This is a genomic window from Aeromicrobium sp. (genome assembly GCF_025965075.1).
In the GTDB taxonomy this organism is placed as follows: domain Bacteria; phylum Actinomycetota; class Actinomycetes; order Propionibacteriales; family Nocardioidaceae; genus Aeromicrobium.
Genome location: NZ_JAOPXQ010000146.1, coordinates 1 through 13,885, shown reverse-complemented (window position 1 = coordinate 13,885; position 13,885 = coordinate 1). Strand labels below are relative to the sequence as shown.

At 73.0% G+C, this 13,885-nt stretch carries 12 protein-coding genes and 1 pseudogene; 12 read left to right on the top strand and 1 reads right to left on the bottom strand.

The window, feature by feature from the left end; genetic code table 11:
• Window positions 1-184: pseudogene (locus JWQ91_RS09100) on the top strand (hypothetical protein); the annotation flags it as partial.
• Here JWQ91_RS09100 and JWQ91_RS09095 read toward each other — a convergent pair.
• Window positions 159-863, bottom strand: coding sequence for a MerR family transcriptional regulator (locus JWQ91_RS09095; protein WP_297782690.1), 705 nt, complete (start codon window positions 861-863; stop codon window positions 159-161). The pseudogene JWQ91_RS09100 and the gene JWQ91_RS09095 overlap by 26 nt on opposite strands.
• A 105-nt stretch (window positions 864-968) precedes the next feature.
• Between JWQ91_RS09095 and JWQ91_RS09090 the strand changes: the two genes are divergently transcribed.
• Genes JWQ91_RS09090 through JWQ91_RS09040 form a run of 11 tightly spaced genes read left to right on the top strand, consistent with a single transcriptional unit; the run spans window position 969 to window position 13,818 of the window.
• On the top strand, window positions 969-1,772 hold the full coding sequence (locus JWQ91_RS09090) for an ABC transporter permease (protein WP_297782688.1): 804 nt from the start codon (window positions 969-971) through the stop codon (window positions 1,770-1,772).
• Entirely contained in the window at window positions 1,769-2,596 is an 828-nt protein-coding gene (locus JWQ91_RS09085; RefSeq protein WP_297782685.1) for an ABC transporter permease, read from the top strand. Before JWQ91_RS09090 ends, JWQ91_RS09085 begins: the two co-directional genes overlap by 4 nt.
• The gene (locus tag JWQ91_RS09080) at window positions 2,593-3,852 is read left to right on the top strand and encodes an MCE family protein (RefSeq protein WP_297782683.1); all 1,260 of its coding nucleotides are present in this window, start codon (window positions 2,593-2,595) and stop codon (window positions 3,850-3,852) included. The genes JWQ91_RS09085 and JWQ91_RS09080 overlap by 4 nt, the downstream gene beginning before the upstream one ends.
• Entirely contained in the window at window positions 3,849-4,859 is a 1,011-nt protein-coding gene (locus JWQ91_RS09075; RefSeq protein WP_297782681.1) for an MlaD family protein, read from the top strand. The genes JWQ91_RS09080 and JWQ91_RS09075 overlap by 4 nt, the downstream gene beginning before the upstream one ends.
• Entirely contained in the window at window positions 4,856-5,830 is a 975-nt protein-coding gene (locus tag JWQ91_RS09070) for an MCE family protein (protein WP_297782679.1), read from the top strand. Before JWQ91_RS09075 ends, JWQ91_RS09070 begins: the two co-directional genes overlap by 4 nt.
• Window positions 5,827-6,930: an MCE family protein gene (locus JWQ91_RS09065; protein WP_297782677.1), complete on the top strand. Its 1,104-nt coding sequence runs from the start codon at window positions 5,827-5,829 to the stop codon at window positions 6,928-6,930. Before JWQ91_RS09070 ends, JWQ91_RS09065 begins: the two co-directional genes overlap by 4 nt.
• The gene (locus tag JWQ91_RS09060; RefSeq protein ID WP_297782675.1) at window positions 6,927-8,087 is read left to right on the top strand and encodes an MCE family protein; all 1,161 of its coding nucleotides are present in this window, start codon (window positions 6,927-6,929) and stop codon (window positions 8,085-8,087) included. The genes JWQ91_RS09065 and JWQ91_RS09060 overlap by 4 nt, the downstream gene beginning before the upstream one ends.
• Entirely contained in the window at window positions 8,084-9,172 is a 1,089-nt protein-coding gene (locus JWQ91_RS09055) for an MlaD family protein (RefSeq protein WP_297782673.1), read from the top strand. Before JWQ91_RS09060 ends, JWQ91_RS09055 begins: the two co-directional genes overlap by 4 nt.
• Before the next feature lie 25 nt (window positions 9,173-9,197).
• The gene (locus JWQ91_RS09050; protein ID WP_297782671.1) at window positions 9,198-10,376 is read left to right on the top strand and encodes an acyl-CoA dehydrogenase family protein; all 1,179 of its coding nucleotides are present in this window, start codon (window positions 9,198-9,200) and stop codon (window positions 10,374-10,376) included.
• A gap of 33 nt (window positions 10,377-10,409) precedes the next feature.
• On the top strand, window positions 10,410-12,224 hold the full coding sequence (locus JWQ91_RS09045) for an AMP-dependent synthetase/ligase (RefSeq protein ID WP_297782669.1): 1,815 nt from the start codon (window positions 10,410-10,412) through the stop codon (window positions 12,222-12,224).
• A 10-nt stretch (window positions 12,225-12,234) separates the two neighbouring features.
• Window positions 12,235-13,818: a succinic semialdehyde dehydrogenase gene (locus tag JWQ91_RS09040; RefSeq protein ID WP_297782667.1), complete on the top strand. Its 1,584-nt coding sequence runs from the start codon at window positions 12,235-12,237 to the stop codon at window positions 13,816-13,818.
• Window positions 13,819-13,885 lie beyond the last annotated feature (67 nt).

Sequence of the window (13,885 nt, the reverse complement as noted above, 5' to 3'; positions counted from 1 at the left end):
CGGCGGACCACGGCTGCTGGTCACCGCCGAGCTGCTGGTCGGCGGCGTCGCCCAGGTCGTCAGCGCCTGGCTGGACGGTCACCTGACGGCGACCCGCGACGAGGTCGTCGAGGTGTGTGCGACATCGTTCCTGGCGGTCGGCGAGGCGCTCGACGCCTTCAGGGACGGTCGACCTCGCGATTGACCATGGCCTCGGTCGCGCGACGGAACCCCGCGACGACGGCCTCGGTCGTCAGCGCGTTGAGCCGCACCATGACCTCCTCGGACGGCGCGGACCGGCGGCCGTCGCGGAGCGGGCGGAGCACGTGCTCACGCATGACGTCCTCGAGATCGTCGGCGAGGCGCGCCATGTGCTCGTCGATCGCCCGGGCCGCCGCGACGACACCCTCGGGTGGCACGTCCATGTCGCACAGCTCGAGGCTGACCTCGAAGCCGGGCCGCACGAGGAATCCCTCGTCGACGCGCTCCAGGACCCCGCTGCGCTCCATCAGCACCAGGTCCTCCTCCTCGAGCCGTCGGCCGGCGCGCCGCTCGAGCTCGTCGGCGGAGATCGGCCGGATCGGCTCGGGTGACCAGAGGCTCAGGATCGAGCGCTGCACGCCCAGGTGCTCCGGCGTGGTCCCCCCGGGGATGCGGCGCAGATAGGCCTCGATCGCGGCGAGGGTGTGACCGTGCGCCTGGAGCGTCCGGATGAGCCGCAGCCGCGCGAGGTGGGGCTCGCCGTAGAACACCTGGCGCCCGTGCCGCTCGGCGTCGGGGAGCAGGCCCAAGGAGATGTAGTAGCGCGTGGTGCGCACCGACAACCCTGCCTCGGCAGCGAGGGCGTCGATCGTCCACGACGCGGTGCCAACTGTCACAGTCACGGGTGTCAGCCTAGTCGATCCCGGAATCATGGCGGAGACTGGTTGACTCCGTGAGGCACATCACTGTTACAGTGCCACTGTCATTGTCGATCTGTCGGGAGCTCTGTGAGTCCATCAGTCCTGTCGCGCAGCGTCGCCGAGCTCGGTGTCGTGCGCGAGGTGCTCGGGATCGGCTCATTGATCGCCGGGGTCTTCGGGGCGCTGCTGCGGACCATCGCGCAGGGCCGCTTCCCGCTGGAGGAGTACGTCCGACAGACCTGGTTCACGGTCCGGGTGTGCACCCTGCCGGCGCTGGCGGTGTCGATCCCGTTCGGCGTGATCCTGGCGCTGCAGGTCGGGGTCCTTGCCCAGGAGGTCGGCGCGACGGGGTTCACCGGCGCCGGCAACACGCTCGCGGTCGTCCGCCAGGCCGCCCCCATGATCACGGCGCTGATGCTCGCGGGTGTCGCCGGCTCGGCGATCTGCGCCGACCTGGGATCGCGCCGCATCCGCGAGGAGATCGACGCGCTCGAGGTCATGGGCGTGCGGGTCGTCGACCAGCTCGTGCTGCCGCGGGCCCTCTCGACCGTGACGGTCGCGGTCCTGCTCAACGGGGTCGTGGTGTTCTTCTCGATCATGACGACGTTGCTGGTCAGCGTCGTCGTGCAGGACCTGTCGGCCGGCGGCTACCTCGCCTCGGCGGCACTCCTGACCGATCCGACCGACCTCATGATCTCGATGGCCAAGGCCGCGGTGTTCGGCTTCCTCTGCGCGATCGTGTCGGCGCACGTCGGCCTCGGCGCCAAGCATGGCCCGGCCGGCGTCAGCGATGCCGTGACCCGCGCCGTCGTCGCCAACTTCGTGGTGCTGTTCGCGGCCAACCTGGTCCTCTCCCAGGTCGCGACGATCATCATGGGAGGCGGGCTGTGAGCATCGCCGGCACCCTCGCCCGACCCGTCACCGCGCCCCTCCTCGGGCTCGGCGACCAGGTCCTGTTCGCGCTGCTGGTCGTGCGCTCGGTGCCCGAGGCCCTGCGCCGGCACCGGGCCGAGATCGGCCGGCAGATCGCCGACGTCAGCCTCGGCGGCGGTGCGCTGGTCGTCGGTGGCGGCGCCGTGGGCGTCGTGTTCCTGCTCGCGGCATTCACCGGGACCGAGGTCGGGGTCGAGGGCCACCAGGGCCTCGACATCATCGGGCTCGCCCCGCTGACGGGTTTCATCTCCGGCTACGCCAACACCCGCGAGCTCGCTCCGATCGTCGTCGCGCTGGCGTTCGCCGCCCGGATCGGCTGCGGCTACACCTCCCGCCTCGGCGCGATGCGAATCAGCGAGGAGATCGACGCCCTCGAGGCGATGTCGATCCGGCCCGTCGTGCACCTCGTCGCGACCCGGCTCGTCGCCTCGATCACGGTCGTCCTGCCGCTCTACCTGATCGGGCTGGTCGGCACCTACGTCACGACCGACTGGGTAGTGACGACGTTCTACGGCCAGTCCGCGGGGACGTACGACCACTACTTCACGATGTTCGTGTCGATCCGCGACGTGCTGTGCTCGGCGGTCAAGGTGCTGGTCCTGACCACGATCGTGACGCTGGTCCACTGCTACCACGGGTTCCACGCGACGGGCGGCCCCGAGGGCGTCGGCCGCGCCACGGGCCGCGCGATCCGCACCAGCATCATCCTCATCACGGTCGTCGACATCGCGTTGACGCTGATCCTGTGGGGTCCGGACCAGAACGTGACGATCTCCGGATGACGGCCGCACCGTGGCGGCGCGGCCTCGCGGGGCTCGTGACGCTCGTCGTCCTGGGGGGCGCGGGGGCACAGCTCGGCCTGACCTACCTGGGCTTCCTGGGCTCGGACGTCCGGGTCGAGGCCGAGCTGGTGTCGTTCGGCGACGCCCTCGGACCCGGGGCCAAGGTCCGCTACGACGGCCTCATCGTGGGCCGGGTGCACTCGGTCGAGTCCGACGGTGACGGGCCCGTCGCGACGCTGCTCGTCGACGCGGGCCAAGCCGACGCGATCCCGGCCCGCTCGACGGCCCGGGTCCTGCCGGCGACGGTCTTCGGCTCGGAGTACGTCGAGATCGTCGCCCCGACCCGGCCGGGTGGCGACCCCATCTCGGCCGGCTCACGGCTCGCGGCGGACCGCTCGGAGGACACGCTGCGGCTGATGGGATCGCTCGAGAAGTCCCAGGAGCTGCTGCGGGCCGTCGACGTCGAGGGCATCAGCCGGGCCACCGGCACGCTCGCGGCGGCGATCGACGGGCGCGGGGAGGCCCTGGGCGAGTTCATCGAGCGCGCCGACCGCCTCGCCACGACGGTCAACGACGACGCGGCCCTGCTCTACGACACCCTGACCGACCTGACCCGGGCGGGTGCCGTCATCGAGTCGATGCTCCCAGCCGCCACCCGCGCCGCCGAGCACGCCCGCACGACCGGCGACACCGTGGTCGACCGGTCGGACGACATCGGGGCGCTGATCGGGTCGACCACGACCCTGGCCGGCACCGTCGGCAGCACCGTCCGGCACCACGCCACGGCGGTCGAGAAGCTCCTGGCGACGACCGACGACCCGTTGCGGATCCTCGCCGCGCGAACCGACTCGCTCGCCGCGGTCCTGGCGGGCGCTCCGGGCGTGCTGCACAACGGCGCCCGGTCGGTCGACGGTGAGTCGATCCAGATGAACGGCCTGATCGCGCTGGACCCGCTCGATCCCTACACGGCCCGTGACTGCCCCCGCTACGGATCCGTCGCCGGGAGCGGCTGTGGCGGCGAGATGCCGGCCCAGCAGCCGACGACGGGCCCGGCGGAGCCGAGCGCCGACGACGTCGAGGACATCCAGGAGCTGCTCGCCGGGCTGGACGGCACGAGCGGGAAGCCGCTCCCGTCCCCAACCCCCACTCCCGGAGCCACGTCGGCACCGATCCCCGGGTCCCCCGCGCCCGCGGCCCAGGCACCGACGGGCCTGCAGAAGCTCCTGCTCGACCTGCTGGGAGGCGGTGCATCATGAGGACGCTGCGTCGTGTCCCGGGCGAGATCGCCGGTCTGGTCGGGTTCGTCGCGGTGTCGCTGCTGCTCACGAGCCTGGTGGTCAACACCCTGGCCCAGGGCCAGGGCGACCGCCGCGAGTTCACCGCCGAGTTCACCGATGCCTCGGGCCTGGGCCCCGGCGACGAGGTGCGGATGGCCGGCGTCCGGGTCGGGCGGGTCGAGTCGCGCCGCCTCGCCGGCGACGTCGCCCGGGTGACCTTCTCGGTCGACCGCGACCAGCCCGTCCGCACCGACACCATCGCCCGGATCTCCTACCTCAACCTGCTGGGCCAGCAGTACCTCGCGCTCGAGCCCACCAAGCGGCCCGGCACGCGCCAGCCGATCGACACCGTCATCGGCACGGACCGCACCGCACCGGCCCTGGACCTGACCGAGATGTTCAACGCGTTCAAGCCGCTGTTCGACACCCTCGAGCCGGCCGACGTCAACCGGCTCGCCGAGCAGCTCGTCGCCGCGCTGCAGGGTCAGGGGTCGGTCGTCGCGAGCCTGACCCAGGAGGTCGCCGGGCTCACCCAGCACCTCGCCGACCGGGACCGGGTCATCACCTCGGTCGTCGCCAACGCCACCACCGTGATGGCGACGTTCGACGACCACCGGGCCGACGTCGAGCACGTCGTCGCGGGCCTGTCGACCCTGGTCGATGGTCTCGCCGACGACGCCGACCAGATCGACGCGGCGATCCTCGCGGTCGAGTCGCTCGGCAGCACCGTCGGCGAGATCGTGCGGGTCGCGGCACCGTCGGTGACCAGAGCCGTCCGGTCGATGTCGACGGTCGGCACCACGATGGCCGCCCACCTCGACGATCTCGACGCCGCGACCCGTGACCTGCCGGTCATGCTCGACGCCTACGCCCGCAGCATGAGCTACGGCAGCTGGCTCAACATCTACATCTGCAGCCTCGGCCTCCGGGCCGGCGGCAAGGCGCTGATCCCCGACGTGGCCCCCGTGTCGAAGGCGTGCCGATGAGCCGGCCGTCGAGGAGACGCACCGTCGGACGGGGTGCGGCCGTCCTGCTCGTGCTGGGCCTGCTGACGTTCCTGCTGGTGCGGACCGGCGGTGAGGAGTCCGGCTGGACCGCCGACCTCGAGCACGCCTCGGGCCTGCAGACCGGCGACGAGGTCCGGGTCGCGGGCATCCCGGTCGGCTCGGTCTCCGCGATCGAGCTGCACGGGGCGGTCGCCGAGGTCCGCTTCGACCTCGACCCGGGTGTGCGCCTGACCGACGAGAGCCGGGCCGCGGTCAAGCTCGCGACCCTGCTGGGACGGACCTACCTCGACGTCACCCCCGGTCACGGCGCCCCGGCGACCGACCGCACGATCCCCACCAGCCGGACGACCCCCGCCTACACCGTCTCGACCGTCGTCACGGAGACCGGCCGCACCGCCGAGGCGCTCGACCTGGAGACCCTCGACGCGGCGGTCGACGCGGGCGCGAAGGTCCTCGACGAGGTCGACCCCGACACGATGGCGTCGGCGCTCGACGGGACGACCCGGCTGGCCCGGGTCGCGTCGGGCCAGGACGCCGCGCTGCGCCGGCTGTTCGATCTCGTCTCGCGGGTCACCGCGACGGTCGCCGGCCAGTCCGAGCGGATCGGCGGCCTGGTCGACGACGCGGCGGTCGTGAGCCGGCTCGTCGTCCAGCGCCGCGACACCCTCGCGGACCTCGTCACGACCGGTCGCCGGGCGATCGACGACCTCGACGACCTCGCCACGACCAACCGCAGCGACCTGACCTCCGTCCTCGGCCAGCTCGACGACGTCCTTGCGGTCGTGCAGGACAACAGCGCCGCCCTCGACACCTCGATGCAGCGGCTGCCGGCGATGAGCCGCTACTTCGCCAACGCGACCGGCAACGGGCCGTGGATCGACGTCTTCTCCCCGTACTTCCTGCTGCCCGACGCCCTGGTGTGCGTCCTCGACCCCGGAGCCTGCTCATGATGTCCTGGACCGGCTCGCTCGGCCGCGCCATCGCGGTGTCGGTCGCGGTCGTCGTGGCGGTCGTCGCGATCGTGCTGGTCGCGACCCCCCACGCCCCGCGGGGCACCGCGCTGACCCTGCGGTTCACCGACACGACGGGCCTGTACGTCGGCAACGCTGTCCAGGTCATCGGGGTCCCGATCGGCGAGGTCACCGGGATCGAGCCGCGCGGGACGTACGTCGACGTCACGGTGCACGTCGACCAGGACGTGCCGGTCGCCGCGAGGACCGGCGCGATCGTCATGCAGTCGGCCCTGGTGACCGACCGGTTCATCGAGCTGACCGTGCCGTGGGAGCGGGGGCCCCGCCTGCGCGACGGCGCCGTCGTCGGGCTCGACCGGACCCGCAGCCCGGTCGACATCGACGACGTCGTGACGGCGGTCGACGACCTGCTGGTCGCGCTGCAGGAGCCCGCCCCGGACGGCACGACGGTCGGTGACCTGGTGTCGACGGCGGCCGACCGGCTCGAGGGCCAGGGCGGACGCATCGCCCGGGCGATCGACGCCGCGGGCGACGCCCTCGGGACGGTCGACGGCGTGGGCGACGACGTCCGTGCCATCACCGGCGACCTGGAGGTGCTCATGACGATGCTGGCGAAGCGCGACCAGCAGGTCCGGGAGCTGGCCGACTCGGTCGGCGCCGCCTCGACCCTGCTGGCCGGTCAGCGCAAGGACCTGGTCGTGACGCTCGAGGCGCTGCGCCGGCTCACCACGACCGCGCGCCAGGTCGTCAAGGAGACCCGCACCAGCGCCGTCACCGACGTCAAGCGGGCCGCGGACGTCGTCGAGACCCTGTCGAGGCGCACCGCGGAGATCGGTGACACGTTCGACACCCTCCCGCTCGTCGCGGAGAACCTGACCCGGGCGTACGACCCCGAGCTGCGCCGCACCCGGGTCAGGTTCGACCTCCGCAACACCGGCCCGTTCGCGGAGGTCGGCCGCGGCGACCTGTGCGAGCTGCTGCGCGTCGTCCCGTGCCGGGCCGTCACCAACAGCGACGGGACGGGCCTGATCGACCCGCTCCTGCAGTGGTTCCCCTCGCTGTTCCCGGAGGACCTGTGAACGCGCGCCGCGGGGTCCTCGCCGCGCTCGCCGTGCTGCTGGTCGGCGGCTGCTCGGCCGACCTGTCCGACGTGCCCCTGCCCGACGGGTCGCCCGACGACACGTACGAGCTGACCGCCCGGCTCGACAGCGCCCTCAACCTGCCGCGCAACGCGCCGGTCAAGCTCGGCGGCCGGGTCGTCGGCACGGTCGGCGAGGTCGAGGCGAAGGACTACGTCGCGGTGGTCGGGCTCCGCGTCGCGACCGACGTTCGGCTCCCGGTGGGGACCCGCGCCGAGGTACGCCTGACGGCACCCGTCGGCGAGGCGTTCGTCGCGCTCGAGCCGCCGCGGAAGCCGCGCACCGAGGTCCTGCTCACCGAGGGTGACGTGCTCGGCACCGAGCTGACCTCGACCGCGCCGGACACGACCGACCTGCTGACCGCGATCTCGACCGCCGTCACGGGTGGCAGCTTCGCCGACATGGGCACCCTGACGCACGAGATGTCGACCGCGCTGGACGGGCGGGGCGACGACGTGCAGCACCTGCTGGGCGAGCTGGACGAGCTCGCCACGACCGCCAACGACAACCTCGGCACGATCGACGCGGCGATCGACGGGCTCGACGAGCTGTCCGCCACCGCGGCGCAGGAGTCCGACTCGCTGACCACGTCGATGACCGAGCTGAGCCCCGCGATCGACGTCCTGGTCGAGCACGAGGACCCCGCGCTGCGGCTCATGACGGCCGTCACGCGGATGTCGACCGACACCCAGCGGCTGCTCGACCGGTCCGGCGACCAGATCGTCGCGCAGGTCCGCGACGCAGCCGCGGTGCTGGCCCGGATCGCCGACAGCCAGGACAGCATCGTGCCGATCATGACCGGGGTGTCGGCGTTCGGGCAGCAGCTCGACCGGGCGACGCCGGGCGACTACGCAACATTCGACCTGACGATCGAGGGCAACATCGCCCTCGGTGGTGACCTGCCGATCCTCGGCGGCGTCGACAGCCCCCCGCAGCTCGGCCCGTTCGACATCGCGCCGTTGCCCGTCGAAAGCATCGTCGGGAGCATCGCCCACGGGGTCGGGGTCGCGCTCGAGCCGCTCCTCACCGCCCAGAAAACCGGCCAGCAGACCGGCCAGAAGCCCACAGCGAAGACCACGCCGAAGGACACCCCGTGAGCCGCACTGCGGCCCGGCGCCGCATCCGGCTGGCCGAGATCGTCCTGCTCGCGGTCACGGTCGCAGGCCTGACCTTCCTGACCGACGCGATCGTCAGCGGCGGGATCTTCTCCAGCGGTCGCGACGTCGAGGTCGAGTTGGCGTCGGCCGGCGGGCTCTACCCCGGCTCCAACGTGACCTATCGCGGCTCCCGCACCGGGACGGTCCGGGCCGTCGACCTGCGGCCCGGCGGCGGTGTCGTCGCCCGGGTCCGGCTCGACGGCGACGCCCGCGTCCCCGCCGACACCGAGGCCGTCGTGACCAACCTGTCGCCGATCGGCGAGCAGTACCTCGACCTGCGGCCGCGCACCTCGACGGGACCGTTCCTGACCGACGGTGACGTCATCGCGGAGGCGAACACCGACGTGCCACCCCGGTTCGACGCGGTCCTGCGCCACGTGACGGAGCTGGCCGAGCTCGTCGACCCGGACGACGTCGACACCATCACGACCGAGATCGGGGCCGCCGTCGACACCCGCACCGACCTGCTCGAGGTCGCCCGGCTCGCCGACTCGGGCCTCACGACGCTGAGCGACCTCTATCCCCGGTGGACGGCGCTGGCCCGTCAGGCCCGCACCCCGTTGCGGACCGTCGTGGACCACGGCGACGACCTGCAGTCGTTCACGACCGAGGTCGAGAAGCTGACCGCCGAGCTCGCCGACCGCGACGACACGATCGACGGGCTCATCACGTCGGCCGGCGCGGCCGTGCCGGCGGTCGAGGACCTGGTCGCCGCGATCGACCCGCTGCTGAAGCCGCTGCTTGCCGACACCCGCGCGATCGCCGCCGAGGCCGACGCGCGGCCGGAGGGGCTGGCGCACTGGCTGCGGTGGGCGCCGCGGCAGATGATCGGCATGGCCGAGAGCACCCGCGACGGCAGCGGCTGGGTCGTGCTGGTGCCCAACACGAGTCCCACCTGCGACTACGGCACCCCCAACGCCAGCCCCCGGTCGGTCGAGCGCCACGCGGCCTCGCTCGACGCGCGGTGCACCGTCAAGGACCCGGTCGTGCAGCAGCGCGGCTCCCAGTACGCCCCCCGACCCTGACCCCACCTCCCGAGGAGAGCACGAGATGGACTTCACCCTGCCGGACACCGCCCTGGCCGTCCGCGACGGGCTGGCGCGCGCCGTCGCCGGCTTCGACCACGCCTACTGGTCGCGCTGCGACGAGGAGCACCGCTTCCCCGAGGAGGCGTGGGACGCGCTGGCCGACGGCGGCTGGCTCGGCCTGTCGGTCCCCGAGGAGTTCGGTGGTGGCGGGCAGGGCCTGCTGGAGCTCGCGGTCGCGTGCGAGACGTTGTCGGCGAGCGGCGCGACGCAGGGCACGTTCCTCTACATCCTGACCCCCGGCTTCGGCGCGATGACCGTGACCCGGCACGGCACCGAGGAGCAGCGCCGGGAGCTGCTCCCCGGCATCGCGGCCGGCCGGACCCAGTTCTGCCTGGCCCTGACCGAGCCCGACGCCGGCAGCAACGCCCTCGCGATCTCGACCCGCGCCCGGCGTGACGGCGACGACTTCCTGGTCAGCGGGCAGAAGATCTGGATCTCCGGCGTCGACCGCGCGGACTGGATGATCGCGGTGACCCGCACGATCCCGGCCGCCGAGGCCTCGCCCCGCACGCACGGCTTCACCCTCCTGCTGATCGACGTCAAGGAGGCGCTCGCCGCGGGGACGCTGCGCTACGACCCGATCCCCAAGCTCGGCGGCAACATCGTGACGTCGAGCCAGGTGTTCTTCGACGACGTCCGGGTCCCGGCGCACCGGGTCATCGGCCAGGTCGACGAGGGCTTCGCGGTGCTGTGGGACATCCTCAACCCCGAGCGGATCCTCGCCGCGGCCGGTGGTGTCGGTGGCGCCGAGGCGGCCCTGGCGCTGGCCGTCGAGCACGCCCGGACGCGGGAGGTGTTCGGCCGGCCGATCGGTGCCAACCAGGCGATCCAGTTCCCGCTGGCCCGGGTCCGCGCCAACACCGAGCTGGCCCGGCTCATGACGTACAAGGCGGCCTGGCTGTTCGACCGGGGTCTGCCGTGCGGCAACGAGACCAGCATCGCCAAGCTGACCGCCGCGCAGGCCGCGTGGGAGGCCGCCGACCGGGCCTTCCAGACGTTCGGCGGGATGGCGTACGCCAAGGAGCTCCCGGTCGAGCGACTGTTCCGCGACGCCCGCATCGGCAAGAACATCCCGGTCGCCGAGGAGCTCGTGCTGGCGCACATCGGCACCCAGATGCTCGGCCTGCCCCGCTCCTACTGACCCCACTCCCCTTCTCGACCCGAGGTGACCCCCATGACCACGCTGACCCAGCTGACCGACCTGACCCTGCCGCAGATCCTCGACCGGACCGTGCGCGAGCACGGCGACCGACCGGCGTACTCCGACCGGTTGACCGCCGACGGCACCGGATGGCGCACCACGACGTGGCACGAGCTGCGCGCGCAGAGCCGGGCCGTGGCCGCGGCCCTGGTCGATGCGGGCCTGCAGGCCGGCGACACCGTCGGGATCATGTGCTCGAGCCGCACCGAGCACGTCGTCGCCGACCTCGCGGCGCTGCACGCCGGCGCCGTGCCGACCTCGATCTACGCGACCCTCGCGCCCGAGCAGGTGTCGTTCGTCGCGGGCCACGCGCTGCCCACCGTCGTGGTGCTCGAGGGCGCCGACCAGGTGCAGCGCTGGGCGACGGCCCTGGCCGAGCGCCCCGAGGTGCGCACCGTCGTGGTGCTGGACGCCGCCGCGGTCGGCGACGACCCGCGGTCGACGTCGTGGGCCGACCTGCTGGCGCGCGGCGCCGGGCTCGACCCGGCCCCGGTCGACGCCCGGACCGCGGCGCTGACGGTCGACGACCCCGCGACGATCCTCTACACGTCCGGCACGACCGGCGTGCCCAAGGGCGTCGTCCTGACCCACCGCAACATCACGAGCGAGGTCGACGCTTCGATCGAGACGGCGCACCTGGTGGGCCCGGGCCTGTCGATCTCCTATCTCCCGTTCGCGCACATCGCCGAGCGCGTCCTCGGGATGTACGTCCCGCAGTCCCAGGGCGGCCACGTCCACCTGATCGCCGACCCGTCCGGACTGGCCCCGGCGCTGGTCGAGGTCCGCCCCACCCGGTTCTTCGGCGTCCCGCGGGTCTGGGAGAAGATCCGCACCGGGGTGTCGGCCCGGCTCGCCGCCGAGCCCGACGAGTCCCGCCGGGCCGCGGTCCAGCAGGCGCTCGAGGTGGGCCGCGCCCACGTCGAGTCGACGCAGACCGGGCACACGACCCCGCCGGAGCTGGCCGAGCGGTTCGCCGCGGTCGACGCCGCAGTGCTGCGCCCGCTGCGGGCCGCTCTGGGCCTGGACCGGGTCGAGTGGGCCGCCAGCGCCGCCGCCCCCATGCCGGTCGAGGTCGCGACGTTCTTCGCGGGCCTGGGCCTCAGCATCTACGACGTCTACGGGATGACCGAGACGACCGGGTCGGCGACCGCCAACGGGCCCGACGGCTTCCGGCTCGGCACCGTGGGGCGTCCCCAGCAGGGTGTCGAGGTGCGGCTCGCCGCCGACGGCGAGATCGAGATCCGCGGTGCCATCACGACCCCGGGCTACCACCTGGCGCCCGAGGCGACCGCCGAGCTGTTCGACCGGGACGGCTGGCTGCGGACGGGCGACCTGGGCCGGATCGACGACGGCTTCCTCACGGTCGTGGACCGCAAGAAGGAGATGATCATCACCTCCTCGGGCAAGAACATCGCCCCGTCGACGATCGAGAACTACCTCAAGGAGAGCCCGCTGGTGGGCCACGCGATGGTCGTGGGGGACGGCCGGCCGTACCTCGTCGCGGTGCTGACCCTCGACGCCGAGATCGCCCCGCTCGTCGCGTCCCGCATGGGCATCGAGGCCGGCTCGCTCGCCGAGCTGGTCCAGCACCCCGCGATCCGGGGAGCCGTCGAGCAGGCGGTCGAGGCGGCCAACGCCCGGCTGTCCCGGCCCGAGCAGGTCAAGACGTTCGAGCTGCTCGCCGAGGAGTGGACCGCCGAGAGCGAGGAGCTCACGCCAACCCTGAAGCTCAAGCGGCGGGTCGTCACGAGCAAGTACGCCGATGTCATCGACCGGCTCTACGGCTGAGGGGGCCACCATGACGACGCTCGACACCCCCATCACGACCCGGCCGGCCTGGCTGACCGCCGAGGTCGTCGACCGGCTGACCGCCCTCGTCGCCCGGGACCCGGCAGGCAGCGACTCGATCGAGACCCGCTCGCCGTACGACGACCGGCCCGTCGCCCGGGTCGGCGTCTCGACCGTCGAGGACGTCGCGTCCGCGGTCCATCGCGCCCGCGGCGCCGGCATGACCTGGCGCGCGCGGCACCCCGGGCAGCGGGCCGCGCCGATCCTGCGCTTCCACGACCTGCTGGTCGAGCGGCAGGACGAGATCCTCGACCTGATCCAGACCGAGGTCGGCAAGTCCCGGTTCAGCGCCTGGCAGGAGGTCCTGCAGGTCGCCAACCTGGCCCGCCACTACGCCCGGACGGCCGAGAAGTACCTCGCCGACCACTCCGTGCGGGGCGCCGTGCCGGGGCTGACCAAGGTGCGGGAGGTGCGGGTACCCAAGGGGGTCGTGGGGATCGTGTCCCCGTGGAACTACCCCCTTTACCTCGGGGTCGGCGACGTCGTCCCGGCGCTGCTGGCCGGCAACACCGTCGTGAGCAAGGCCGACTCGCAGTCGCCGCTGAGCCTGCTGTGGACCCGGGCACTGATGATCGAGGCCGGCGTCCCGGCCGACGCCTGGTCCGTCGTGGTCGGCGCCGGCTCGGTCGTCGGGACGGCGCTGATCGACGCGGTCGACTACGTCTGCTTCACGGGATCGACCGCGACGGGACGCCGGGTCGCCGCGCAGGCGGCCGAGCGGCTCATCGGCTCGTCCCTGGAGCTGGGCGGCAAGAACCCGCTGGTCGTGCGGGCGGACGCCGATCTCGACCTCGCCGCCGCCGGCACGGTCGCCGCGGCGTTCGGCAACAGCGGGCAGATGTGCATCCACATCGAGCGGGTCATCGTGCACCGCGACGTCTACGAGGACTTCAGGGACCGGCTCGTCACGGCGACAAGGGCCCTGCGGCTCGGGCAGACGTACGACTACGACGTCGACATGGGGACCCTGGTCTCGCAGGCCCAGCTCGACGCCGTCACGTCGCACGTCGCGGACGCCGTCGAGCACGGTGCGACGGTCCTCGCCGGTGGCTCGGCGCGCCCCGACATCGGCCCGTTCGCGCACGAGCCGACGATCCTGGAGGGGGTGACCCCCGCGATGGCGGTGTGCGCCGAGGAGACCTTCGGCCCGGTCATCTCGCTCTACCGCGCCAAGGACGACGTCGACGCGCTGCGCCGGGCCAACGAGGGGTCGTACGGCCTGTCGGCCAGCATCTGGTCGCGGGACGTGCGGACCGCCGACCGGCTCGGCCGGCAGATCCGGGCCGGCGCCCTCAACATCAACGACGGTGCCGCGGCGGCCGCCGGCAGCATCGAGGCCGGGATGGGCGGCATGGGCGACAGCGGGCTCGGCCGACGCCACGGTGCCGACGGGATCCGGAAGTACACCGAGGTACAGACCGTCGCGGTCCAGCGGCTGATGCCGCTCGGGCCACCCGCCGCACTGGGGGTCGAGGGGTTCGTCAGGCTCACCAACCGGCAGCTCCTGGCGATGCGCCGGCTGAGGCTGCGATGAGGGCGCGGTTCGACGACCTCCGCGCCCGGCCCGCGGTCGCGGACGCCGACCTGGAGGCCCTGTGGGA